Source organism: Nocardia sp. NPDC059691 (genome assembly GCF_042733915.1).
Classification (GTDB): Bacteria; Actinomycetota; Actinomycetes; order Mycobacteriales; family Mycobacteriaceae; genus Nocardia; species Nocardia sichangensis.
Genome location: NZ_JBHWFB010000012.1, coordinates 1 through 23,065, shown reverse-complemented (window position 1 = coordinate 23,065; position 23,065 = coordinate 1). Strand labels below are relative to the sequence as shown.

Below are 23,065 nucleotides of genomic sequence, written 5' to 3'. Positions count from 1 at the left end.
GAGGACAACGATGCCACTCGAGACCATCCGCCTAAGCAAACAGGGCCGCGACCAACTCACCACCCTTAGACGCCGCACTGGAATCGAACACTGGAACACCCTGTGCCGCTGGGCATTGTGCCGATCCCTCGCCGAGGCCGCCCCACCACCCGCGATGAAGATCCCGGCCGACAGCAACCTGGAGATGAGCTGGCGCACCTTCGCCGGCCCACACGGCGCGCTCTACTGGGCACTGCTGCGGCACCGGTGCCACACTGACGGACTGCCACTGGACGACGACACCCTGGCCCAGCAGTTCCGGCTGCACCTGCACCGCGGCATCGGGTACCTCGTCGGCGACCGCCAGGTGCGCAACATCGCCGACCTCGTCGCCACAACAATGGCACCCGACGAACACGACGTCGCATGACGCCACCCCGACTGTTCGCGCAACCAGGCGAACAATAAGCATGAGCATCGTCGTCGCCCGCCATCGAACGGCAATGGCTCGAAACGCCCTGTCGCGCCCACTCGCCGCGGCGATCGCCGATCACGTGCTCGACCAGTCGTCGTCGGTCTTCGATTACGGGTGTGGGCGAGGTGATGACTTGCGCAACCTCTCAGCCCTCGGCTACGTCGTCGACGGGTGGGATCCCAACCACCGACCGCATACTGAGCGTCGGCACGCGGATGTCGTCAACCTCGGCTACGTCGTCAACGTCATCGAACGCCCCGACGAGCGAGCCGAGACACTTCGTACCGCATGGGGATTGGCCAAGAAAGTCCTGATCGTCTCCTCACGATTGACCTGGGACGCACGAGACCTTCTCGGTCGTCCCCTCGGCGATGGGCTGCTCACCAGAACTGGAACCTTCCAGAAGTTCTACCAGCAAGCCGAGTTGGCAACATGGATCGAGGAAACCCTCCGAGTACAGGCGCACGCCGCCGCACCCGGCATCTTCTACATCTTCCGGGAGCCCAGCGTCGCCCAGCAATTCCTCGCCAGCCGCGTCTACCGCTACCGACCACGGGTTCGGATAGACCCCCACACCCTCTACGAGACGCACCGAGACACCCTCGCGCCATTGTTCGACTTCCTGAGCGATCATGCCCGCCCACCTCGTCCCGGCGAACTCAGCGACGGTGCTGCGGAGGCGATCAGGGAGGCAGTCGGCAGTCTCGGACGTGCTGTTTCCCTGATTCGACAGGTCACCGATGACGACCATTGGGAGCAGGTGACTCGCCAGCGGCGGTCGGAATTGCTGATCTATATCGCGCTGTCCAGGTTCGGTCGGCGTCCCCGGTTCAGCCAACTCGGAACCACACTGGCCTGCGACATCCGTACACTGTTCGGCACCTACCAATCAGCGTGCATACAGGCCGATAGAATGCTACTGGCATGCGGCGACCCCACGATGGTCCTCGTGTCCGCGCGAAGCTCAGCAATCGGCAAACAGACACCGACGGCCCTCTACGTCCACCGATCGGCGCTGGCCGAACTCCCACCGGTGCTCCAGGTATACGAGGGGTGCGCGCGCGTGCTCTCGGGGACAATCGAACATGCCAACCTGATCAAGCTGTCGGTCGTGCAGCCACAGGTGTCCTATCTTGTCTATCCACGCTTCGATCGCGACGCACACCCGACCCTCGCAGCGTCCATCACTGTCAACCTGAAAAACCTTGGTGTCGAGTCGCGCGACTACAGCCGCTCCGACAACCCGCCTCTGATCCATCGGAAGGAAGAGTTCGTCGGACGCGACGATCCTCGCCGTGAGCTCTACGCCAAATTGACCCGCGCGGAGCAGCGTGCCGGACTGTACCAGCACCCGGAGCGGATCGGCAGCCTGCGCGGGTGGGAGGCCACACTCGCCGCGGCCGGCGTTCGTGTAAGAGGGCATCGGCTCTTCCACTTGAGGAATGGCGGCACTCCGAACTAACGGACCGACGTTCAGCTCCCGGCCGATTGCACCCTTCGACGGCCGCCATTGCCCAGGCGAGTGGTCGTCCCTAGCCCCTGCGGTCGCATCGAGTGTGTCGGCGCTCACGGAATCCGCAGGCTGATGCCGTTTTCTGAGGGCTCAGAACCTCGGCGACAAGCAACGCTTAGGGCTTGGTTGAAGGTCTCAGGACGTGGTGGACTTGCGAATCCGGTTCGGGGGAATGGTTTCACCTTCCAGCGTCTGACGGGGTGCTGGGTGATGCACGGGCGCAGCGCCACTTCGGCGCCGCCGCAGGTGCCCGGAAATAGGTGTCTTTGACACCGATCGTGGCCGTCTGTCCAGTGTAGGTGCGGCCGATCAGCAGTCGCCGGCGCGCGACCATGACTACGTGCCCGTCGGTTAGGTGGATGCCGCCGATGAGGTCCGGCTGCCGCAGGTGCATCGGCGCTTCTGGCTGCCAGTACCTGTACTTGGGACGGTGCCGCTGCTGCTGGGCCGGATCAGGTCGTTGCGGACCAGGATCCGATGCACCATCGCCCGCGACGGCACTGAATCCGCCCCGCCAGGGCGAGCTCGAACACGATCCGTCGCGCACCCCAGCGCGGGTGAACGCGCCGCACCTCGCATGTCAGCGCTTCGACCTCGGCTGGGATCCGTCTCGGGCTCGTCCGTAGTCGGCTCAACGCCGTTCGCAGCGCCTCCACCTCACCCGGGTCTTTCATTGGTAAACCGACTACGAGACACCCCGTACCGGAGGGCGACCTCGGCGTCCGGGGAACCTTTCCTGTACAGTCAGCACGTCATGAAATAGCCTCTGTACCAACGAATACCGAACCTCCGAGCCTCACCGAGCGGCACGCGCCGAAAGCATCACAACCCGGCCCGAACTTGTCAACAAGGTCACGAGCACGCCGACGCAATCGGGGTCCTAATTTATCACACGACAATTGAGTGCGTGCGTCTCCGCTCGCAGCGTGATGTCCCGGGGGATTCGCAGTCACCAGTCGTTGGCGCCGAGCACCGTGCTGCTCACGATGCCTTGCTCGGAGTCGCGGCGGGTGGATCCGAAGTCGGGTGCCAGCCCGAGATCAGCGAGCCGACACCCGACAGCGGTACGCGCCTGACCAGCACTTTGAACGAAAGTTGCTATGGGCCTGCAACAAACGGCTCTCTCACCCGATCTATATAGGTAGGAGTACCTCGACATCCCGAGTTCGTCGCAGAAGGCACCGAATGTCGGTGGGGCCGAGTACACTGACCGAAACAACTTCACACACAATGCTTCACCACACACGGACGCGTGCCACCGCATGGGGCTCGCCACCAGACCACATGGAGCAACACATGATAAGCGAACCTGTTCAGGCAGCCGTCATCGCACTACAAAACCGGGCTCTCACGACGCGCGACGTGTACGAGCTCGACCGTATCGATCGTGCTCTCGACGAGCTGTTGCGGACTCCGCGGAAAGCTATCACCGGCGCACCCAAAGTGCATATGCGATCAGCGCTTGGACACGCACACCAGGCCATCGAGCGACGTCGAGAGATCGCCCCGGTAGCAGAACTCGGCGAGGACGCGGAGGTCGGCGCGGAAGACCAGAACTTCCGCCTCGCCGAAATCCGCGTCTGGATTCAGTCTGAACCGGCGCTGACGGTCGGTGACCGCGCGATGCTCAACAGCCTGGCGGCCGGCGAAAATGCCGAGAGTCTCGCGCATCGCAACGGATTGCCGGTAACGCATGTCCGTCAGCGCATCAGCCGGGCTCGACGGCACGCACGCCAGATTTGGCACGAGTCGGCGCTCGTCGGATGAGACCACGGCTTCTGCGCCTGCGCCCCTGGCTTATCCGCACACTCATTCCCAGCCATTACATCGGCACATACATGCTGTACAACGACAAGGGCGACCTGATCTACGTCGGCCGCAGCGACACCGACATCCAGCGCCGATTGATTCGCCACAGCATCGATCGCCGAGGCGAGTACTTCACCTACGACATCCACCACTCCGTAACCAACGCATTCGACATGGAGTGCGCACTGTTCCACCTCCATGCCGGGACGCTGTCCAACCGGCTCCACCCCGACAAGCCCGACTTCCACCAGACGGCGTGCATATTTTGCAGTATTCCGCGACAGCGATCCAGTGCGGCAAAGAAGCACCCCTGAAACCTCTATCCGCCCGAACAACTCCCAAAGGATCCTGGAATGACAAGCCAGCCCCTTTTTCAATCAGCCCACGATCAGCGTGCTGACATAATTCAGGTCGACCGAGCGCTGGAGTCCATGCGCGACGCGGGCTTCGACCTGACCGCCGCCGTCGGAGAGCCCTTGGATAACTCCATCGAGGCCGACGCTACCCTCCTACGGGTGCTGCCCGTCTACAGTCGCGGAAAGAAGGCCATCGACAGCATTATCATCGCCGACAACGGCACCGGCATCGACCCCGCGATCATGCACAAGGTCCTGTCCATGGGCTACAGCAACCGCTACAACCAACGGGCAGGTCTCGGCCGCTTCGGTGTCGGGCTGAAGCTAGCCGGACTTAGTCTCGGCGAGCGCATCGACATCTACAGCAAACAACTCACCAGCTCAGACATCCACCACAGCTACATCGACCTTGAGGAAATCCGTGAAGGCCGGCAGCAGTACATCACGACAGAGATCGTTAATGAATGGCCAGATGAAGCGGCAAAACTCATGGTCGGACGTGATGGTAGACCCTTCTCCTCCGGCACGGTGGTGGTCTTCGGGAAGATCGATCGGCTGTCGAGCGGTGGAAAGTTCGCAACCTCCCTTGAGGAGAAGATTTCTGATCTCAGGAAGTTCATCGCCCGGGCCTACCGTACCTTTATCGACACCGGCCGAACCTTCGAACTCGACGGCAAGAAGATCACACTCCACGACCCACTGTTTCAGATGGACAACCCTCGCATCATCTCGCGATACAAGCCAGCCGATCCACGCGGGCAGATGATCGAAGAAGATGACATCGTCATCGACGGACATAAGGTTCACGTCGCCGTCGCCATTGTGCCTCCGGAGTTCAGGCCGTACCGGACGGCCGGAGGTGAAGTTGACAGCAAAGGTCACGACATACGTGAATTCCAGATCAACGCCGAAAATGCGGCGCGGATCAGCATTCTCCGCAACGGGCGCGAGATCTACTACGACGTTGTGCCGCAGCTGGTCGCAGGTGGCCGGACAGACAAGGTGATGCGCTACGTCGCGATCGAGGTTCGCTTCCCGGCCGAGTTGGACGAATACTTCCAGGTTCGTCACGTCAAGCGCGGTGCCGAGCCGGTCAGTAAGCTTCGCGACGAGTTGCGCACCTGGTTGAAACGTCCCGTCCTGCAAGCTCGGTCGCTTGTCCGACGGCAGTGGGATGAGTACGACGCTCGGAATCGTGCCGAGAACGGGGATCACAGTGACAGCATGGACACAGCTGATCGCGTTGACTCTACCCTCCCGAAGGGTCCCGCCGGACGAGCAGCGACCGCGGAAGAGGAAGAACGGATCGTCAAGGAGACCGCCGAGGACCGAGGGCTCGACCCACAGGCCGACGCCGCAGCGATAGAGAAGATCCGCGAACAGGTACGGACCAAGCCGATCACGTTGTTCGACGCTCACTGGCCCGGCAAGGAGTTCCTGGAGATCCACCATCTCAACGGCAAGTCGCACGTGAGGCTCAACCGCCGACATGCCTTCTTTCGGGACGTTTATGAGCCCATTAAGAAGGTCGCCGACGAAGGCGCTACGAATTTGGCCCCTGAGGAGATGGCGGAACTCGCCAGGCGCACCCAGTCTGCGATAGACCTGCTCTTCATGGCCTACGCAAAAGCAGAGAGTATGTACGAAGATCCCGACCAGTTCGACCAGCTGCGGACGTACTGGGGAATGTTCAGTGGAGCTCTGCTGAAAGAGCACTTCAAGAATCAATAGGTGGTAGATTCGGTGGTCTGTGCAGCCCTGCGGGGACCCCCGGAACCGATCGCGCAAGAAGCGCTTCGCAGCCCGGCATTCGTTGCCGGACGCCGACACGTGGGCTATTTTTCCATCTTCATGCGTGTTGGCGTATTAAGGCGAAGTGTGGTTTGGGCACGACCCGATATATAAGAGCACAAGAAAGGCAACGAAGTATGTTCGGTTCCGGCACCAAGCTAACCTTCCGGGACTACGTCCAGGGAACGTGGGGCAGCTTCGACACACCTGCGGGCCGCGTTGACTACATGATGACCAAGGCCAAACTCGGCGGAGACGGCGACGCTCCTGAACGCCAGCTCACCAAGAGCCTGGCGCCGGTCCGGGAGATCATGGACGCTGGCGACCTCGACTTCAACCAGCTATTGCAACGCGACCTCGACGACCATCGGGTCGCTGTCAACCTCATCCCCTACCTTCTCAAGCCCCAATCCACCGGGCCAGCGTTTTTTCCACCGATCGTTGCGGTGCTTCTGCCGTTCCGCAACAAGAAGCCGACCAAATTCCCGGAGATGGGCAATTCTACCGTCACCAACTACGACGACGCGACGTGGCAGGAACAGCGTGCCGGCAACGCATTTCAAATCCACCGGCTACTGGGCGCCGATGGCGAGCCGCACGGCGCAAACGTAGGAAAGCTGTGGTGGAACCGGTCGGAGGCGAGTTTGGTGGTGCTCGACGGTCAGCACCGCGCGATGGCGCTCCTTGCCATCGAGCGGACTCTTTCCAACACCTGGCAGGACACCGCGGGAGTCAAATTCCGGTCATTTTACGAACATCAAGTCAGGCAGCTCATCGAGACCCATGAAACTACTGAGGTCGATCTCGAGAAGATCGAGGTGCCTGTCACGGTCTGCTGGTTTCCACAGCAGACTGGTGAAGCGTCACGTCCCCACGAGGCTGCCCGGAAACTTTTCGTCGACGTCAATAAGGAGGCTCGCCCGCCGAGTGAATCGAGGATAATTCTCCTGTCGGACGCCGAACTCGGCAACGTTCTGACTCGAAGCGTCCTTAGTGCCCTTCGAGGACACAATGATGGTAGGCGACTGCCGCTGTACGCTGTCGAATACGACAATCCGGACGTCAATAGCAGCCGACCGGCACGATGGTCCGTCATCACCAACGTGAATTTGCTGAAGATGGCGGTCAATCGGTGCGTCTTCGGGCATCCCAAGTACCTTACAAACTTGGCTCAACCGATTGTCGGGCGTGAGAGCGCGGAGGAGCGCGACGAGTTCATGCGGACACAGCTCGACCTCCAGACTCTCCTTCCTGACCGAATAGACGACGCGGGCTATGTCTTCGATCGTGAGTCGATCGGAAACCTCAACTTCCCCATAGGTCAGGCCGACGCGATCGGCCGGCGTTTCATGGAGACCTGGGGCGCGGCGATTCTCATGCTGCTTTCGCAGGTCAAACCGTACGCTGATCACGCGACCAGCCTGACGAAGCTCAAGGAGGATTGGCACACTGCGGACACATTCGCTTCACTCGCCCATGATGCGCTCTTCGGGGGAGTGGGTGTATTTTGGACCCTGCGCTCCAGCTATGAACACTACGTCGAAACCAGGCAGTCAGGTGAGCACCGTATGCCGAAATCGGACGTCATCCGGGCCTGGGAGGCACTTAAGGCGAAAGAAGAAGATTTTGACCGGTACCGAGCGCTGGAATATCTCGAGTCCACTCGACCTGAGAATATAAGGAACTGCAAATCAGTCTACGGTGTCTACAACACTCACGCCTGTCAACTCGGACTATTCATGACACTTGGCTCCCTGTGGGAGCTGCGCAAAGATATGGTTACCACCACCAAAATCTCTGAACTTCCTGCATTCGCGGATGCACTCGCTGTGGCATGGAATGCTTTCTTTGCGATCGATCACAAAAAAGCTCGTGATCGCAAGCTTGCGTTCAGTAAGACGATCACCGATCCGATCAATCAAATTGTCAACATGGACACCCCGCAAGCGGTCTACTTCCGTTATTTTTGGATGCAGGCCCTCGCCATTCCTGACGTTTGGAGTCATGTTTCGGACTGGCTTCCTGAGCGTTCCAAATTCGATGTGAAGCTCGGTCAGGCCCGTCACATGTATCTGGACTGGTGCACAAAACAGCAGATGAAGGCTTTGGTGACCAGCCAGCCCGGACTTCCCGAGAGGGACCTTCGTAGTCAGGCTGAAGAGACAGCCGCGACAAACCTCAAGAAGGCGCTGGATCGCTGGTTCTTTGTCTCCGGCGGCGAATTCGATCGCTGGCGGACCGATGCCGATATGGTCGATCCGAGAAGAGCGGACGGTATCGACCCGCAAGGAGCGCTCGACCTGGCATCGGCGATGAGGGAGTCGGCCGATCGGCGGTAGTCCTACAGGTGAATGCGGGTAGCGTAAGTGGTTTTGCTGTACAGGTTTTCATGCCGATCGTACGTCGACAGCGGGGACAATGCGCTAGTCGCGGGCCTAGTGCCGCGTCAGGCAACAGTCGGTAGGTAATCCGGGTGGCGGGTCTTGGATCCGACGGCGAAGTCGCCGACGGGTCCGGCGTGCTGGTTGCGCCAGCGGACGTAGGTGCCGATCGCGTCGTCTTGCTCGCCGTGGCTGCGGTAGTCGGTGCCGTTCAGCGCGAAGTACCGCAGCGAGGCGAGCTCGCACTCGATGCGGTTGAGCCACGACGAGTAGGTGGGCAAGAACACCAGCTCGACCGCGTTGGCCGCGCACCATGCACAGATCTCGGCCCGTTTGTGGACCGAGTAGTTGTCCCAGGTCAGATACAGTGTCTGGCCCGGCCACCGGGCTCGCAGCGATTTCACGAACGCCAGGAACTCCGTCCACCGTTTCCGGTCCCGGATCCGGTAGGACAACTGGCCCGAGGACAGGTCCAGGGCACCGAACATGTGCCGAACCCCCTGGGTGCGGCGATAGGTCGCGCGCAGCCGGCGTGGCCGCCGCGCGCTGAACCAGCCACGGCCGGGGCGCGGCTGCGTGTTCAGTGGCCCGAACTCGTCCACGCAGACCACGCGGCCGTCGACGGGCGGATGGTCGTAGAGGTTGACACCCGCGCCATCTTTGCCTGAAAAGCCGGATCGGCCGGGGCCTTCCACGTTTTCGTGGCCTGCCACGACACCCCACCGACGTTCAGGATCTTCCGTGGTGTTTCACGGCTGATGTCGGTAATCTTGTTGATCCGCAGCACGTCCGCCAGCTTCGACAGGCTCCATGTCGCGAACGGCCATCCTAGGTCACGGGGCAGCACCGGGCGATCTGGCAGATCCGCTTCCCGTGTCGCCTGATCGGTCTTCGCTGGCCTGCCCCCGCTCCATTTTGGGTCCAAGACCTCGAAACCATGCCCGTTGAAGTCGTGGATTACCTGTCGCACATACGAATCCGACACTTGCATCAGCTTCGCAATTAACCCGACCGGCTGATGCTGCGCCGACGCCATCACCACCACCGCCCGCCGCATCCGGATCGGCTGCTTGCTGCGCCGCGCGATCCGGACCAGCTTACGACCTTCTTACGGGGTCAGCGCTCTGACGAACACATCCGGCTTGCGAGCCACCAGCATCACCTCCACCAGCAGCATCACCGCTCACCCGGCGGAGTCTGGCATCGGCTGCGTTGGGGTGCCTACCGCGCCGTCCTAAAGGCGGCGACCCGTCAGCGAACCAGCCTGACGGTGGTGGGAGACCTCGACCAGGACCTGGCCCCGCTGGGGGAGCGGGTGCGGGCGATCGGAGCCGGGCCGGGGCATCCCGAGACGGTGCTGGCCCAAGCCGTGGCCGCTGGAGTGATCTCCGCCGACGCCGGCGAACTCATCGCCGCGTCGCGGTGGGAAGGCCGGTCGCTGACCGCCTTGGCCGCTGAACGTGGTGTGTCGCTGTGGAAGTTGCGCAAGCAGCGGCCCCGCGCCGAACGCGCCCTGCTCGCATGGCTGAACGACCGCACTCGCGACGTCGACCCCGAGCGCACCAGCCCGGTCGAGGCGGCGGCGGTCACCGCCCTCGCACCACCGGATCGGTCACCGCGGCGAGGTCGCCGGCCGAACCGGAACTCGCCAGCCCCGGCGCAGTCGAGCACCGAGCACGGGCAGGTGGCGGCATGAACACCAACCAGGGACATCTCAACCACGCGACGCCACGGTCGGCTCGGCATTGGCTGCGGGTGCTTGCGGTCGCGGCCACGACCGTGGTCCTGCTGGTACCGATCGCCGGATCTGCTTCAGCGGCGCCACCGCACGCCGATGTGCTGGCTATCGTGTCGTCATTGGGGGAGGTGATCGACAACGCCCGCAACTGGTTGGTGGGCATCCTGGCCGGGCTGGCGACATTGTTCTTGACCATTGCCGGAGCCCGCTATCTGCTCGGCGGCGGTGACCCCAGCGAGATCGAGAAGGCCAAAACCGCCTTCCGCGCCGCGTGCCTGGGATATGCGCTGGCGATGCTGGCACCGGTCGTTGTCGCCGTGCTCGAGTCCATCATCGGAGCCTGACCGTGATCACCTCGGCCCAGGCACCCCCGGCACCCGCCCGGTTCTCACCTGTCGCGCGCATCGCTGCCGCGAGCGCAGCGGCGGTGCTCGCCGCGGTCCTGATCGCGCTCACCAGTTCCGCCGGTGCCGCCGCCCAACCCGCCACCCCGACACCGGCCCCGCCGGTGACCACCGCACCGGCCACACCCGCCCCGACAACCACTCCACCGACCACGACAACCCCGCGTCGGTGGGTGACACCGCCCTCGACCACCGCCCCGGCACCGGCCCCGCCGACAACGACTGCGCCCGGCACGACAACGGCACCAACTCCCGGATCCGGTTCGGGATCGGGGTCGGCGGAGTGCGGGGTCACCAACATCAACGGTTGTGTGGAGAACGCGGTCGACGGGTTCTTCCGGCGCATCGTGGAGACCTCGCTCAACCCGCTACTGGAACTGCTCTCGCAAACCCTGCTCACCACACCCGAACCCGGGCAGATACCCGAGATCGGCACTCTGTGGAATCAGTCCTGGCAGATCGTGGTCGCGCTCTACGTCCTGGTCGTGATGGCCGCCGGGGCGTTGTTGATGATGCGCGAGAGCGTCCAAACCCAATGGTCGATCCGCGAACTCGCACCCCGCCTGGTGATCGGCTTCGGGGCCGGGGGATTGAGCATGATGATCGCCACCGCCGGAATCGGTTTCGCCAACGCCCTCGCCGGTGCGCTGGCCGGGGACGGCGTCGCCTCCGGCTCGGCCGCCGACGCGCTGACCGAGCTGGCGGTCACCAGCAACCAGAGCCGAGGCGTGTTCGTGCTGCTGCAACTCGCGCTGTCGGTGATGCTGCTGGTGCTGCTCATCTCCTACGTCGTGCGGGTCACCATCACGATCCTGCTGATCGTGGGCGCGCCTCTGGCGTTGATGTGTCACGGGCTGCCGGGCCTCGACGGCATCGCCCGCTGGTGGTGGCGCTCTTTCGCCGCCTGCTTGGCGATCCAGGTTGTGCAATCACTGACTCTGGTAACCGTCCTGCGGGTGCTGCTCACCCCCGGTGGGTGGCATCTGTTCGGCCCGGACGCCAACGAGATCGCCGATCTCACTGTCGCTTTGGCGTTGATGTTCGTGTTGATCAAGACGCCGATGTGGTTGTTGTCGGTGCTCGAGATCGGGCAAGGCCGCAGCTTTCTCGGGTCGATCGTGCGCGGGTTCATCGCTTACAAGACCCTCGGCATGCTCAAAGGGGCCACATCGAGCAGCGCTCGCACCGCTGCCTCGGCGGCACCGGCACGGCGAACGCCGCGTCCCGCCCGCGCTCCGCGAGCACCTCGCACCGCCGCCAGCAATGGGCCGCCCGATCCGTACGCGCGGGTGCGCTCGACACGGGACGGGCAGCTCATGCTGCCCCTGGAAGGAGTCCGCCGGGTCGCGCGGCAACCCAGCCCGGCACCGGCCGAGGCGACCGGCACTCCACCGCCACGTCCGACCCGGTCGGCGAGGGGACGCCAGCTCGCCTTCGACTTCACTCCGCCGGACCCGTACCGGGGCATCCGCGCCGGGGCCGGGGGACAGTACCCGCTCCCGATCCCGGTGCGCCGGGTCCGAACATCACCACCGGCTCCCGAGCCGCCGCAGGGTCCCGGTCGCCGCGCAACACCGCAACAGCTCGCCTTCGACTTCACCGAGCCCACCCCGGCCGACCCGTACGCGCGTCTTCGCCCGACGCGCAGCGGCCAGTACCTGATCCGGGTCCAGCGGACCTTCGACACCACCGCTCTCGCCGCGGCATTCCCCTTCGACTCACCCCAACTCCCTGCCGCCGACCCCGCCCAGGCTGCCCGGCCCCAGGGCGTCCTCTACGGCCGCGACGCCGCGTCGGGGTTGTTGTTCGTGGACCGGTTCGGGCCTGAGGCTCACAACCACAACCTCGTCGTCCTCGGGCGCAGCGGTGCGGGCAAGTCCTACCTGGTCAAAACCGAGATCCTACGTGCCCTCTATCGGGGGATCGAGCAGGTCGTCATCGACCCCGAAGACGAATACCGCCGCCTCGCCGAGGCTGTGGGCGGTACCCACATCCGCCTCGGCGCACCCGGCGTCCGGCTCAACCCGTTCGACCTGGAAGTCCACATGCGGCCCGACGGCCGCCGCAGTGCCCCGGCTGATGCGCTCACCCGACGGAAGCTGTTCCTGCACACCCTGATTCAGGTACTGCTGGGGAACCAGACCGCCGCGCAACGGGCGGCCCTGGACGCCGCGCTGGCAGCCACCTACACCGACGCCGGGATCACCGACGACCCCGCCACCTGGACCCGGCCTGCGCCCACGCTGAGCGGACTGCGCGATCAGCTCGGTCGGCTCGGCACAGCCGCTGGGACCGAGCTGGCTGCCGGGCTGCACCCCTACACCGGCAAGGGAGCCTATGCCGGGCTGATCGACGGGCACACCACCACAGAACCCGCGGGTGGGATGATCGTGTTCTCGCTGCGGGAGCTGCCCGACGAGCTGAAAACCATCGGCACCCTGCTCGTGCTGGATGTCACCTGGAGGCGGGTATCGAACCCTGGCCAGCGGCGGCCTCGCATGATCACCGTGGACGAGGCATGGCTGCTGCTGCGCGAGCCTGCCGGAGCCGCGTTCCTCTTCCGAGCGGCGAAGAGCTTCCGCAAACACCGGGCCGGACTCACCGTTGCCACCCAGGACTGCGCGGATGTGCTCTCGACCGGTCTGGGGCGCGCGATCATCTCCAACGCCGCGACCCAGATCCTGCTGCGCCAGGCACCTCAGGCCATCGACGAGGTCGCCACCGCCTTCCACCTCTCCGACGGCGAGCAACAGTTCCTCCTCTCCGCCGCACGCGGTTCGGGACTGCTCGCCGTCGGCGGCGACCGCGCGGTATTCGGGTCGCTGGCCTCGGCCACTGAGAACGCGCTCATCACCACCGATCCCGGTGAACTCGCAGCGGCCATGGATTCGCAGGACACCGAAGTCGGCATCGACTCCGACGAGACGGCCCACGAAGCAGTCGACCGATGGGCGGCGTGAGCCCGCCGCCGCTGCCCGCTCCATCGCCAGGGGCGGAATCGTTGCCGGGGGACGGTGGCCGGTCAACGACCGTGCCGCGCCGGTCCCCGCGTGGACCCCGCCAGAACGGCGTTGGCCGCCGCATGCCGTGGTACGGCACCCCGGGTGGGGATGCGGGCGGTCATGGCGGCAGAAACGGTGCAAGAGAAGACATTTGACGCCCTGCCCGCTATGGAGCGTTCATGGATCCCGCTGCACGGGGATCAGGGGCGGTTCCCATGCAGTGCCACAACCCACCAAACAGCCACCACCGGGCCCGTTTCGGAGCGTGTGGTGCCGGAGAAGGAGAACGATTCATGGACGAGGAATTCTCGGATGAGGCCGTGGTGATCCCGCTGAACAGGCGCGCTCGCCGCTCGCGCACCGGCGACGAGGTGCCGGTGCACGTCGATGCCCGCGTGGGTGGACTGACGGCCTCGTTTCAGATCCGCTACGTCAGCGGGGCCGAAGCCGAGCGTGTCGCCGACCGGCAAGCCCGCGCGATCTCGGCGCTGCTGCGCTGGCTCGACGGCCACGACCCGGCCCCCGCCGAGCTGGTCGATCTCGACGCCATCACCGCCGACGGTGAGCAGGAGGCGGCATGAGCCTACCCGCATTCGTCGGACCCGACAGCCCTGGTCTGCTCGGGATGGGTGGTGGGTCCCCGGTCCCGGTCGCGGTGTTCCTGCGCACTTCGACCCGGGATTTGCAGGACCCGACCCTGTCGCTGCCACGCCAGCTCGACAACTGCCGCAAAGTCCTCCCGCCTGGGTTCGTGATTGTCGCGTTCTTCTACGACGTGGAGTCCTCCCGCAAGGACCTCGAACAACGCGGTCGCGGCAACGCGCACGAGGCGTTCGACATCCCGATTCCCCGCGACGGGGGATTGGCCGACCTGCTGGCCGAAGCGCGCCACCCCAATCGTCGGTTCGAGGCGGTGGTGGTGGAGGAGATCGAACGCGCCGCGCGGTGGACCCATCAGTCCACTCAGCTCGAACACGAATTGGAAACCGTTGGCGTGCCGCTGTACGCCGCCGATGAGGGGCCGATCTCGCTGTCGGAGAAACGCGCCACCCAGATCCTGGTGCGGCGCATGAAACAAGGTGTGGCCGAATGGTTCCTGCGCCACACTCTCGAACAGTCCTGGGAAGGCTACCGCGAACACGCCAAACAAGGCTGGAACATCGGCAAACCGCTCTACGGCTACCTCAACGAGCGGGTCCCGCACCCGGTCGCGGCCAAACGAGAAGAGGGACGCACCAAATCCCGACTCGTCGTGGACCCCGAACGCGCACCGGCGGTCGTGCGGATCTTCCAGCTGCGACACGACGAACACCTCGCCTACGAAGTGATCGCGACGCGGTTGAACGTCGACCTCGACCGCTACCCACCCCCGCAACCGAACCGGCCCGAGCGAGCCCGGGGATGCTGGACGCGATCGTCGGTGCGCGAGATCCTGATCAACCCCAAATACACCGGCTACATGGTGTGGAACCGGCGAGCCACCAAGAAAGGCGGCAAGCTCAACCCACCCGAGAAATGGGTCTGGTCACCCGAGCCCACCCACGAACCACTCGTCACCCGCGAAATGTGGGAAGCGGTACAGGCAAAGCGCACCATCCGGCAAGGATCGCGGATGGGCGGCAAGAACTCCCATCCCGCCACCATCCGCACCTACGTGCTGCGCTACTACGTGCACCACCAGCAATGCCACAAACGGATGTTCGGCAAAACCCGTAAGGGCTACGGCTACTACACCTGCCAGCCGCAACTCGACCGCGTCGGCAACCCCGAGGCGTACGCCGATCACCCCCCGACGGTGTACGTGCGCGAAGACGCGCTACTGGAATGCGTACAAACCTTCTTCAACGAGCGCGTGTTCGGCCCCGACCGCGCCACGCTGCTACGCCACCAACTACGCGACCACGACTCCAGCGACCGCGACGACATCGAACAGCAGATCGCCGCGATCGAGAAGACGGTCGCCGAGATCACCCGCCGTCAGAACAACCTCCTCGACGAGCGCGAATCCCGCAGCTTCTCCAGCGGTGAGGAGGTAGCTGATGTCTGGGCTGGACGACTGCGTCACCGGTTCGCCGAACTAGAACACGAACGCCGAACCAAGAACACCGCGCTGGAGGCGCTGCGCGAACAGGCCGCCCGACGACAACCGAACGAGCCCGACCTGATCGAAGACCTACCCCGACTCGCGCTGCAACTCACCATCGCCCCCGACGCCCTGCAACGCGACCTGTACGAGGCGTTCGGTCTCAAGATCGTCTACGACCACAACACCAAACGTGCCACCATCCACGCCACACTGACCACGGAAACACTCCCCGCCGCCGCACAAGCCGCCGCCGCGCTAACCGCTATGGCACCCCCGGAACCCGCCGCCGAACCGCCGCCAGCATCAAACCAAACCAGCACACGGCCCGTCGCAGGTAGGGCAACAACTGAAAAAGTTGCCCATGATGTTGGTGCCCTCGGCAGGATTCGAACCTGCGACACCCGCTTTAGGAGAGCGGTGCTCTATCCCCTGAGCTACGAAGGCTGGGTGGGCTCGAGGCCCGCCCGGGACGTTCGCAGTCTACCGGGTAACGGGCTCGGAGGCCGCATCGCTGTCGTATGGGCGTTGGTGGACGGGATCAGAAGCCCCCGTCGAATCCTCCGCCGTCGAATCCTCCGCCGTCGAACCCGCCGTCGTCGTAGCCGCCGGAGTAGTCCCCGCCCTGGTCGTACCCGCCGGGGTAGTCGCCGCCTTGGTCGTAGCCCCCGGAGTAGTCCCCGCCCTGGCCGCCGTCCCCGCTCTGGCCGTCGTCCGCGGCCAGTCCGTCTTGGAACCCTTCGCCGTAGCCGCTCTCGAAGCCGTGCGCGTCGTAGCCCACTCCGGACATCCCGGAGAACAGGGAGGTGAACAGCAGGGCCGAGCCGAGGCCCCAGGCGCCTGCGACCATGGCGGGTTTCCACCAGGGTTCGGAGTACCACCCGGCGGGTACCGGTCGTCCGGCCACTCGGCCGCCGGGGTAGTAGTTCGGTGTCGATGACGAGGGTTCGGGGGCGGCCTTGATCTGCCTGCCCTCGTACTCGACGACGCGCTTCTCGGTCACTTGCCCCGCGGCGTCCTGGCCGTCGAGGCCGGGGATCGCGGGGCCCGGGTCCATGTTCATCGCGGTCCGTGCGGCCTTGATGTAGTAGAGCCCTTCCAGCGCGGTCTGCTTCGCCAGCCGTGCCTGCGTGGGCGTGCGGGCCTGGTCGAGTTGCGCGCCGGCCGCGAGATGCCGCTCGGAGGCGTCGGCGAGTGCCTGGACGGCGGCGTCGTTGCTGCCGGAGAGGCTGTAGACCTGGCCGCCGAGCCGTTCGTTCACTTGCCTGGCGTCGGCGAGAGCGTCGGCCAACTCGGTAGCTTTACGCTGTTCGCTCTGTTGTGACTGCCATATCAGCAAGACGATCAGCGCGCCGAGTATCAAGGCGATAAGCAGCCAAAACATGGGCACCTCTTCCGCGGGATCTCGGACAAGGCCAGTTTACTGTCGGCTTGCTGAGGTCTCACTGAGTGTGCGGGTCACGGCGTCGCGGCGGGTGCTTGCGCCTCGTCGTAGTCGGCGGGGTCGAAAGTCTTGGTCTTCCAGCGGTACAGCAGGGTCGCGCCGGGCCAGTTGTTGGTGATCCGGCCGGAGGCGTTGCGGTACCAGCTGGAGCAGAAGTTCCAGGGGGTGTCTTTCAAGCGCTTCTGCAACCAGTCGTCCCAGCGCTGCTCGGCGGCGGGGCGGGCGGCGAGGTAGCGGCCGGGACGATCGGCCAGGTACTGCACGACCTGGCGGATGTAGCGGGCCTGGGATTCGAGCATGTAGATGATGGAGCCGGAGCCGACGTTGGTGTTCGGGCCGTACATCATGAACAGGTTGGGGAACTGGGGCACCGAGAGTCCGAGGTAGGCGCGGGCGCCTTCGTCGCCCCAGACGTCGGCCAGTTTGCGTCCGCCGAGGCCGTAGATGTTCATCGGGGCAAGGAACTCGGTGCCCTTGAAGCCGGTGCCGAAGATGATGACGTCCACGTCGTGCTCGACGCCGTCGGCGGTGCGGATTCCGGTCGGCGTGATCGACTCGATGGCGGTGGTCTCCACGGTGACGTTCGGCTGCGCCAGCGCGGGGAAGTACTCGTTGGAGAACAGTCCGCGCTTGCACCCCGCCGCGTAGTCGGGGGTCAGTTTCGCGCGCAGTTCGGCGTCGGGCACCTGCTTTTCCCGGTGCCGGTCGGCCAATGCGATCACGGGGGTCTTGATCGCCGGGATGTCGGTCAGGCCGAGGGCGAGCGCCTCGAAGAAGGACCAGATGGCGAAGCGCTCTGCGAGGCGGCTGGGCGGAAAGTATTTGAACAGTGCGTGATGCAGAGCGCTGTACTCGACGTCGGCCTTCGGCAGCACCCAGGCGGCGGAGCGCTGGAACAGCGTGAGGTGACCCGCGGTCGGCTGAATACGCGGGATGTATTGGATCGCGCTGGCACCGGTGCCGATGCAGGCGATGCGCTTGCCGGTCAGGTCGATGTCGTGATCCCACTCGGCGGAGTGGAACGCCGGACCGGTGAAGGTTTCGATGCCAGGGATGTTCGGCAGGGCCGGGCGCGAGAGCTGGCCGACCGCCGGGACGAGGATGTCGGCGGTCAGTTGCGCTCCGTCGGCCGTGCGGACGGTCCACTGGCCGGTGCGCTCGTCGAACTCCGCGTCGGTGACCTCGGTGCCGAAACGGATGAAGCGTCGCAGGCCGTGCCGGTCGGCGACGCCCTGCATGTACTCGTGGATGTCGCGTTGTTCGGAGAAACGCCGTGGCCAGTCGGACTTCGGCTCGTAGGACCACGAATACAGCGGGGAAGGCACGTCGCAGGCCGCGCCGGGATAGGTGTTCTCCCGCCAGACGCCGCCGAGATCGGTGGCGCGCTCCAGAATCGTGAAGGTGTCCAGCCCGGCCCGCCGCAGCTCCAGCGCGATGCCGAGCCCACCGAATCCGGCGCCGATGATGATGATGGACGGCGTCGTCATCCATACAGAGTACGAGCCGGTATCCGCAGGTCCGAAGACATCCGCGGTCATTGAATCGGCATTTCCGGCCAGCGAGGGCGTCAGTTCCCGGCGAGTTGGCGTGCGATGACCAGACGCTGAATCTGGTTGGTGCCCTCGAAGATCTGCATCACCTTGGCCTCGCGCATGTAGCGCTCGACCGGGAAATCCTGGGTATAGCCGTAGCCGCCGAACACCTGGACCGCGTCGGTGGTCACCTTCATGGCGGCGTCGGTGGCGACGAGCTTGGCCACGCTGGCCTGGCGCGAGTACGGCAGGCCCGCGTCGCGGCGGCGGGCGGCGTCGAGGTAGGTGGCGCGGGCGGAGTCCACGGCGGCGGCCATGTCGGCGAGCACGAAGCCGAGCCCCTGGTGGTCGATGATGTGGCGGCCGAACGCCTCGCGTTCCTTGGCGTACGCGACGGCCTCGTCGAGGGCGCGCTGCGCCAGGCCGGTGGCGACCGCGGCGATGCCGAGACGGCCGGAATCCAAGGCGCTGAAGGCGATCGAGAGTCCCTGTCCCTCGGCGCCGACGCGACGTTCGGCGGGCAGGAACGCGTCGTCATAGGCGGCGGTGGTGGTCGGCACGGCGCGCAAGCCCATCTTCTCCTCGGGCTTGCCGAAGCTGAGCCCCTCGGTATCACCGGGGACCAGGAAGCAGGAGATGCCGCGGGAACCTTCGCCGGTGCGGGCGAACAGGGTGTAGAAGTCGGCGCGTCCACCGTTGGTGATCCAGGCTTTGGCGCCGGTGATCCGGTAGCCGCCCGCCACGGGGGTGGCGCGGCAGCGCAGCGCGGCCGCGTCGGAACCGGCGTGCGGTTCGGACAGGCTGTAGGCGCCGATGGTCTCGCCGGAGAGCATGTCGGCCAGCCAGCGTTCCTTCTGTTCCTCGGTGCCGAAGGCGAACAACGGATGGCAGGACAGGCTGTGCACGCTGACGGCCACGGCGACGGCGGCCCACCGGGCGGCGAGTTCCTCGAGCACCTGGAGGTACACCTCGTAGGGCTGCGCGCCGCCGCCGTATTCCTCCGGATACGGCAGGCTGAGCAGCCCTGCGGCGCCCAGCGCGGGGAAGACGCCATCGGGGAAGATCCCGGTCTTCTCGCACTCGGCCACGCGCGGTTCGAGCACCTTGTCGGCGATGTCGCGGGTCAGCTCCAGCAGGTCCCTGGCCTCGGAGGTGGGCAGCATTCGGTCCACTGGCATGTCGTCTACTCCACGGTCGCTCGGTGCGTCTCTCGTGATTCACAGTAACCGGGCGTGTCCGGCGGCTCCTTCGCGTCGTCGGGCAGTCGTCGGCGAATCCAGCCTGCGGCACGGCGGGACATTCCGGTCCAGACACGATTACGGCGGATACGACGAGTTCGGTGCAGAATGTTCCGACCGGAGCGGCACCTGGTGGCCGAGTGCGATCTGTTGCGGGACGCTCCTTCTGCACGTGCAGTTGTGTGTACAGGTGCGCGTGAACGTCGCTGCGACGCCGGGGTATTCGTGCTGGTAACCGTCGTTGTGCGCGAGGCATGTCCACATCTCGGGAAGGGCGTGCCGATCGGTTTGTCTCAGTCAGGTGATATCGCTTCGCTCGCCTGGCGCACCGACGCCACACTCGACTAAGACAGAAGACTGTCGGGATCCGGGGCCGACCGGTGTGTCGGCGGCAACGCAGGGGGTGCCGCCGCCACACCGGCCCGGAGCGCTGGTGTCGGCGGCTTCGTCTGTTCTAATATCTGCGTATGAATGCAGATAGCCAGGAATGGCGGCCACGTCTCGCGGAGAATCAGGTCGGACTGGTTGTCGAGGTGTTCCGCATGCTCGCCGACCCCACTCGCGTGCAAGTGCTCTGGGCGCTGGTCGACCGCGAACTGTCGGTGAACGACCTGGCCGGACAAGTCGGCAAGCCGGCGCCTTCGGTGTCCCAGCATCTGGCCAAATTGCGCATGGCGCGGTTGGTGAACACCCGCCGATCGGGGACGACGATCTTCTATCGCCTGGAGAACGAGCACGTCCGGCAACTGGTGGTGGACGCGGTGTACAACGCCGAGCACGCGGGCCCAGGCGTTCCCGCGCATCATCGTGGCGCGAGCGCGCTGCGTGAACTCCCCGGCCGAGACGAGGCGAGCGCATGACCCATCGGCACCATCACCCCCACGATGACGGACATCATCATCACCGGCATCCTTCGGGACCGTTCGCTGTGCTGCGGGAGATCTTCGTCCCGCACAGCCACGACGCCGCCGACAGCATGGATGACGCGCTGGAGGCCAGCGCGATCGGCATCCGGGCGGTCAAGATCAGCCTGGTCGTGCTCGGATGCACCGCGGTGCTGCAACTGGGCATCGTCGCCGTGTCCGGCTCGGTGGCGCTGGCCGCGGACACCGTGCACAACTTCTCCGACGCGCTGACCGCGGTTCCGCTGTGGATCGCGTTCGCCCTCGGCCGCAAGGCCGCGACCCGGCGCTACACCTACGGCTTCGGCCGGGCGGAGGATCTGGCCGGGCTGTTCGTCGTCGCGATGATCGCCTTGTCGGCGCTGATCGCCGGATATGAGGCGGTGCGCAGGTTGCTCCATCCGGTGCCGATCGAGCATCTGGGCTGGGTCGCCGCGGCCGGGTTGATCGGGTTCCTCGGCAACGAGACTGTCGCGCTGTACCGGATCCGCGTCGGCCGGCGGATCGGCTCGGCGGCGCTGGTCGCCGATGGCTTGCACGCGCGCACCGACGGTTTCACCTCGCTGGCCGTGCTGCTCGGCGCGGGCGGAGTGGCACTCGGCTTCCCCCTCGCGGATCCGATCGTCGGGTTGCTCATCACCGCGGCGATCCTCGCGGTGCTGCGAACCGCGGCACGCGACGTGTTGCGCCGCTTGATGGACGCCGTCGAGCCCGGGATGGTCACCGCGGCCGAGCGGGCGCTGGCCGCCGAGCCCGGCGTGCAGGGCGTGCGCAGCCTGCGAATGCGGTGGATCGGTCACCGGCTGCACGCCGACGTCGAGTTGGACGTCGCCCCGACGATCACGCTCGCGGACGCGCACCGCGTCGCGCACGAGGCTCAGCACGCCCTCACCCATGTGGTGCCCAAGTTGGACACCGCTGTGGTGCATGCCTATCCGGCGCATACCGAAGTCGCGGTCTCCGGGCCGGGTCGGGCACCGAGCTGACCAGCGCAAACTGATGGCGTATGCCGTCGGATGTGTGGTCGCGGCTCTTGCTCCGCGGCCCCTGCCCACAGCGGCCTACCGTTGGGTAGCATCCCCGGTGTGATGTGGCTCATGGTCGATGCGTGCTGAACCATGACGCCGCGTGTACCGACTCTCCCTGAGCTGCCCGACCTGGGTCTACGCAGTCGCAAGCCGGAATATTTCGACATCGTCGCGTCGATCGGCGCGGAAGTGGATCCGCCCGAAGCCGGTCTTTCCGCGACTATGCGGAGTGTCTATGGCAGCGCGTGCGACCGGTTTATCGCAGCGGTGTGCACCCGGCCATCCAGTTGTGCGTGCGACGGTCCGAGCAAGTCGTTGTCGACCGGGCGCTGGGCCACGCGGACGGCGAGGGTACCGACGCGCCGAATGTGCCGGTCGACATGACCACGCCGTTCGTCACCTACTCCGCGTCCGACTGCGTCACGGCATTCGCCGAGCGCCTGCGCACCGAGCGCGAACTGCTGGAACCGCACGCGCCGATCGGCCGCCGCATTCCCGAATACGTCCGCCACGGCAAGGAATCCAGCACGATCGGGCAGGTGCTCGCGCATCGGTCCGGCGTGGCGAACCCGCCGGGGGAGACGCTCACCGTCGCGGACCCGGGAACTGCTGGTACGGAACCCGATGGTGGCCGAGACCGATGTGGCTTTCTGTGGGGAAGTCATCGATGGAAGAAGGAGTTGCGATGTTGAGCACTATGCAGGACGAGCCGTTGTCGTTGGCGACGTTGCTGCGCTACGCATCGACGTTCGCTGGGGATTCGACTGTGTCGACGTGGACGGGTACCGGTGTGCGCACCATGACCTATCGTGAGGTCGGGGCGGAGTCGGCGCGGTTGGCGAACGCGTTGCGGGGGCTGGGTATCGGGGTGGGTGATCGGGTGGGCACGTTCATGTGGAACAACAACGAGCACCTGGTCGCCTATATCGCGGTGCCCGCGATGGGTGCGGTGCTGCACGCGTTGAACATCCGGTTGTTCCCCGAGCAGGTGGTGTATGTGGCCAACCACGCCGAGGATCAGGTGGTGCTGGTGGACGGCAGCCTGGTGCCGTTGTTCGGGCAGATCCTGCCGCACCTGAGGACGGTGCGGCACGTGATCGTGGTCAACGGTGACGCGGCCACGCTCACCGCGCCCGAGGGCGTGCAGGTGCACTCCTACACCGAACTGCTCGGCGCGCAGCCGGAGGTCTACGACTTCCCGGTGATCGACGAGCGCGCCGCCGCGGCGATGTGCTACACCTCCGGTACCACGGGGGATCCGAAGGGTGTGGTGTATTCGCATCGGTCGAACTGGCTGCACGCGATGCAGGTGGCGGCGAACAACGGGATGGGTTTGCACGGCAGCGATTCGATTCTGGCGATCGTGCCGTTGTTCCACGCGAACGCGTGG

21 protein-coding genes, 1 tRNA gene and 1 pseudogene are annotated in these 23,065 nt (G+C 65.3%); 15 read left to right on the top strand and 8 right to left on the bottom strand.

The window, feature by feature from the left end; translation table 11 throughout:
- Window positions 1–10: 10 nt before the first annotated feature.
- From dndE to ACFV2O_RS25050, 6 genes are all read left to right on the top strand, one after another.
- Window positions 11–409, top strand: coding sequence for a DNA sulfur modification protein DndE (gene dndE, locus ACFV2O_RS25075; RefSeq protein ID WP_379253903.1), 399 nt, complete (start codon window positions 11–13; stop codon window positions 407–409).
- A 40-nt stretch (window positions 410–449) separates the two neighbouring features.
- Complete coding sequence (locus ACFV2O_RS25070; protein ID WP_379253902.1) at window positions 450–1,916, top strand: DNA phosphorothioation-associated putative methyltransferase; 1,467 nt, start codon at window positions 450–452, stop codon at window positions 1,914–1,916.
- 1,347 nt (window positions 1,917–3,263) lie between these two features.
- Entirely contained in the window at window positions 3,264–3,734 is a 471-nt protein-coding gene (locus ACFV2O_RS25065) for a hypothetical protein (RefSeq protein ID WP_379253901.1), read from the top strand.
- Window positions 3,731–4,090 (top strand): GIY-YIG nuclease family protein, encoded by a 360-nt coding sequence (locus ACFV2O_RS25060; RefSeq protein WP_067811363.1) that lies wholly within the window; start codon window positions 3,731–3,733, stop codon window positions 4,088–4,090. Before ACFV2O_RS25065 ends, ACFV2O_RS25060 begins: the two co-directional genes overlap by 4 nt.
- Window positions 4,091–4,129: 39 nt before the next feature.
- Window positions 4,130–5,863 carry an ATP-binding protein gene (locus ACFV2O_RS25055; RefSeq protein ID WP_067811366.1) on the top strand — a complete coding sequence of 578 codons (1,734 nt, stop codon included), beginning with the start codon at window positions 4,130–4,132 and terminating at the stop codon, window positions 5,861–5,863.
- Between the two features lie 197 nt (window positions 5,864–6,060).
- On the top strand, window positions 6,061–8,262 hold the full coding sequence (locus tag ACFV2O_RS25050; RefSeq protein WP_379253900.1) for a hypothetical protein: 2,202 nt from the start codon (window positions 6,061–6,063) through the stop codon (window positions 8,260–8,262).
- A gap of 107 nt (window positions 8,263–8,369) precedes the next feature.
- Here ACFV2O_RS25050 and ACFV2O_RS25045 read toward each other — a convergent pair whose 3' ends face one another.
- Both ACFV2O_RS25045 and ACFV2O_RS25040 read right to left on the bottom strand, forming a co-directional pair.
- On the bottom strand, window positions 8,370–8,906 hold the full coding sequence (locus tag ACFV2O_RS25045; protein WP_379253899.1) for a transposase: 537 nt from the start codon (window positions 8,904–8,906) through the stop codon (window positions 8,370–8,372).
- Entirely contained in the window at window positions 8,885–9,361 is a 477-nt protein-coding gene (locus ACFV2O_RS25040; protein ID WP_379253898.1) for a transposase, read from the bottom strand. The genes ACFV2O_RS25045 and ACFV2O_RS25040 overlap by 22 nt, the downstream gene beginning before the upstream one ends.
- Window positions 9,362–9,577: 216 nt before the next feature.
- Between ACFV2O_RS25040 and ACFV2O_RS25035 the strand changes: the two genes are divergently transcribed.
- Window positions 9,578–10,000, top strand: a complete 423-nt coding sequence (locus tag ACFV2O_RS25035) for a hypothetical protein (protein ID WP_379253897.1) — start codon at window positions 9,578–9,580, stop codon at window positions 9,998–10,000.
- Window positions 9,997–10,386, top strand: coding sequence for a pilin (locus ACFV2O_RS25030; protein WP_379253896.1), 390 nt, complete (start codon window positions 9,997–9,999; stop codon window positions 10,384–10,386). Before ACFV2O_RS25035 ends, ACFV2O_RS25030 begins: the two co-directional genes overlap by 4 nt.
- Here ACFV2O_RS25030 and ACFV2O_RS25025 read toward each other — a convergent pair.
- Window positions 10,373–10,747 carry a hypothetical protein gene (locus tag ACFV2O_RS25025; protein WP_379253895.1) on the bottom strand — a complete coding sequence of 125 codons (375 nt, stop codon included), beginning with the start codon at window positions 10,745–10,747 and terminating at the stop codon, window positions 10,373–10,375. The two genes, ACFV2O_RS25030 and ACFV2O_RS25025, sit on opposite strands and share 14 nt — an antisense overlap.
- A gap of 10 nt (window positions 10,748–10,757) precedes the next feature.
- Here ACFV2O_RS25025 and ACFV2O_RS25020 point away from each other — a divergent pair, with 10 nt between their 5' ends.
- The 3 genes and pseudogenes from ACFV2O_RS25020 to ACFV2O_RS25010 form a co-directional block, all read left to right on the top strand.
- Window positions 10,758–13,406, top strand: coding sequence for a helicase HerA domain-containing protein (locus ACFV2O_RS25020; RefSeq protein ID WP_379253894.1), 2,649 nt, complete (start codon window positions 10,758–10,760; stop codon window positions 13,404–13,406).
- 335 nt (window positions 13,407–13,741) lie between these two features.
- Window positions 13,742–14,029, top strand: a complete 288-nt coding sequence (locus tag ACFV2O_RS25015; protein WP_355157942.1) for a hypothetical protein — start codon at window positions 13,742–13,744, stop codon at window positions 14,027–14,029.
- Window positions 14,026–14,982 (top strand): annotated as a pseudogene (locus tag ACFV2O_RS25010) (recombinase family protein); the annotation flags it as partial. The gene ACFV2O_RS25015 and the pseudogene ACFV2O_RS25010, both read left to right, overlap by 4 nt.
- A gap of 357 nt (window positions 14,983–15,339) precedes the next feature.
- Here ACFV2O_RS25010 and ACFV2O_RS25005 read toward each other — a convergent pair.
- From ACFV2O_RS25005 to ACFV2O_RS24985, 5 genes are all read right to left on the bottom strand, one after another.
- Window positions 15,340–15,513 carry a hypothetical protein gene (locus tag ACFV2O_RS25005; protein WP_379253893.1) on the bottom strand — a complete coding sequence of 58 codons (174 nt, stop codon included), beginning with the start codon at window positions 15,511–15,513 and terminating at the stop codon, window positions 15,340–15,342.
- Between the two features lie 389 nt (window positions 15,514–15,902).
- Window positions 15,903–15,978: transfer RNA gene (locus tag ACFV2O_RS25000), tRNA-Arg, on the bottom strand.
- Window positions 15,979–16,072: 94 nt separating this feature from the next.
- Window positions 16,073–16,915 carry a DUF1542 domain-containing protein gene (locus ACFV2O_RS24995; protein ID WP_379253892.1) on the bottom strand — a complete coding sequence of 281 codons (843 nt, stop codon included), beginning with the start codon at window positions 16,913–16,915 and terminating at the stop codon, window positions 16,073–16,075.
- A 74-nt stretch (window positions 16,916–16,989) separates the two neighbouring features.
- Window positions 16,990–18,462 carry a flavin-containing monooxygenase gene (locus ACFV2O_RS24990; protein WP_379253891.1) on the bottom strand — a complete coding sequence of 491 codons (1,473 nt, stop codon included), beginning with the start codon at window positions 18,460–18,462 and terminating at the stop codon, window positions 16,990–16,992.
- Between the two features lie 80 nt (window positions 18,463–18,542).
- Window positions 18,543–19,685, bottom strand: a complete 1,143-nt coding sequence (locus tag ACFV2O_RS24985; protein WP_355079979.1) for an acyl-CoA dehydrogenase family protein — start codon at window positions 19,683–19,685, stop codon at window positions 18,543–18,545.
- Between the two features lie 527 nt (window positions 19,686–20,212).
- On the opposite strand from ACFV2O_RS24985, the gene ACFV2O_RS24980 reads away from it, so the two are divergent.
- From ACFV2O_RS24980 to ACFV2O_RS24965, 4 genes are all read left to right on the top strand, one after another.
- A complete protein-coding gene (locus tag ACFV2O_RS24980; RefSeq protein ID WP_379253890.1) occupies window positions 20,213–20,605 on the top strand; it encodes an ArsR/SmtB family transcription factor in 393 nt (130 codons plus the stop codon).
- On the top strand, window positions 20,602–21,633 hold the full coding sequence (locus tag ACFV2O_RS24975) for a cation diffusion facilitator family transporter (protein WP_379253889.1): 1,032 nt from the start codon (window positions 20,602–20,604) through the stop codon (window positions 21,631–21,633). Before ACFV2O_RS24980 ends, ACFV2O_RS24975 begins: the two co-directional genes overlap by 4 nt.
- Before the next feature lie 335 nt (window positions 21,634–21,968).
- Window positions 21,969–22,367: a serine hydrolase domain-containing protein gene (locus tag ACFV2O_RS24970; protein WP_379253888.1), complete on the top strand. Its 399-nt coding sequence runs from the start codon at window positions 21,969–21,971 to the stop codon at window positions 22,365–22,367.
- Window positions 22,361–23,065 (top strand): AMP-binding protein (locus ACFV2O_RS24965; RefSeq protein ID WP_379253887.1); only part of this gene is annotated, 705 nt, incomplete at its 3' end. The genes ACFV2O_RS24970 and ACFV2O_RS24965, both read left to right, overlap by 7 nt.

What these genes read in the sequence shown, in the direction of transcription:
- dndE (WP_379253903.1), top strand. Translation starts at nt 11, where the DNA reads ATGCCACTCGAGACCATCCGCCTAAGCAAACAGGGCCGCGACCAACTC.
- ACFV2O_RS25070 (WP_379253902.1), top strand. Translation starts at nt 450, where the DNA reads ATGAGCATCGTCGTCGCCCGCCATCGAACGGCAATGGCTCGAAACGCC.
- ACFV2O_RS25065 (WP_379253901.1), top strand. Translation starts at nt 3,264, where the DNA reads ATGATAAGCGAACCTGTTCAGGCAGCCGTCATCGCACTACAAAACCGG.
- ACFV2O_RS25060 (WP_067811363.1), top strand. Translation starts at nt 3,731, where the DNA reads ATGAGACCACGGCTTCTGCGCCTGCGCCCCTGGCTTATCCGCACACTC.
- ACFV2O_RS25055 (WP_067811366.1), top strand. Translation starts at nt 4,130, where the DNA reads ATGACAAGCCAGCCCCTTTTTCAATCAGCCCACGATCAGCGTGCTGAC.
- ACFV2O_RS25050 (WP_379253900.1), top strand. Translation starts at nt 6,061, where the DNA reads ATGTTCGGTTCCGGCACCAAGCTAACCTTCCGGGACTACGTCCAGGGA.
- ACFV2O_RS25040 (WP_379253898.1), bottom strand. Translation starts at nt 9,361, where the DNA reads ATGCGGCGGGCGGTGGTGGTGATGGCGTCGGCGCAGCATCAGCCGGTC.
- ACFV2O_RS25030 (WP_379253896.1), top strand. Translation starts at nt 9,997, where the DNA reads ATGAACACCAACCAGGGACATCTCAACCACGCGACGCCACGGTCGGCT.
- ACFV2O_RS25025 (WP_379253895.1), bottom strand. Translation starts at nt 10,747, where the DNA reads ATGTTGGTGACCCCGCACTCCGCCGACCCCGATCCCGAACCGGATCCG.
- ACFV2O_RS25015 (WP_355157942.1), top strand. Translation starts at nt 13,742, where the DNA reads ATGGACGAGGAATTCTCGGATGAGGCCGTGGTGATCCCGCTGAACAGG.
- ACFV2O_RS24995 (WP_379253892.1), bottom strand. Translation starts at nt 16,915, where the DNA reads ATGTTTTGGCTGCTTATCGCCTTGATACTCGGCGCGCTGATCGTCTTG.
- ACFV2O_RS24990 (WP_379253891.1), bottom strand. Translation starts at nt 18,462, where the DNA reads ATGACGACGCCGTCCATCATCATCATCGGCGCCGGATTCGGTGGGCTC.
- ACFV2O_RS24985 (WP_355079979.1), bottom strand. Translation starts at nt 19,685, where the DNA reads ATGCCAGTGGACCGAATGCTGCCCACCTCCGAGGCCAGGGACCTGCTG.
- ACFV2O_RS24980 (WP_379253890.1), top strand. Translation starts at nt 20,213, where the DNA reads ATGAATGCAGATAGCCAGGAATGGCGGCCACGTCTCGCGGAGAATCAG.
- ACFV2O_RS24975 (WP_379253889.1), top strand. Translation starts at nt 20,602, where the DNA reads ATGACCCATCGGCACCATCACCCCCACGATGACGGACATCATCATCAC.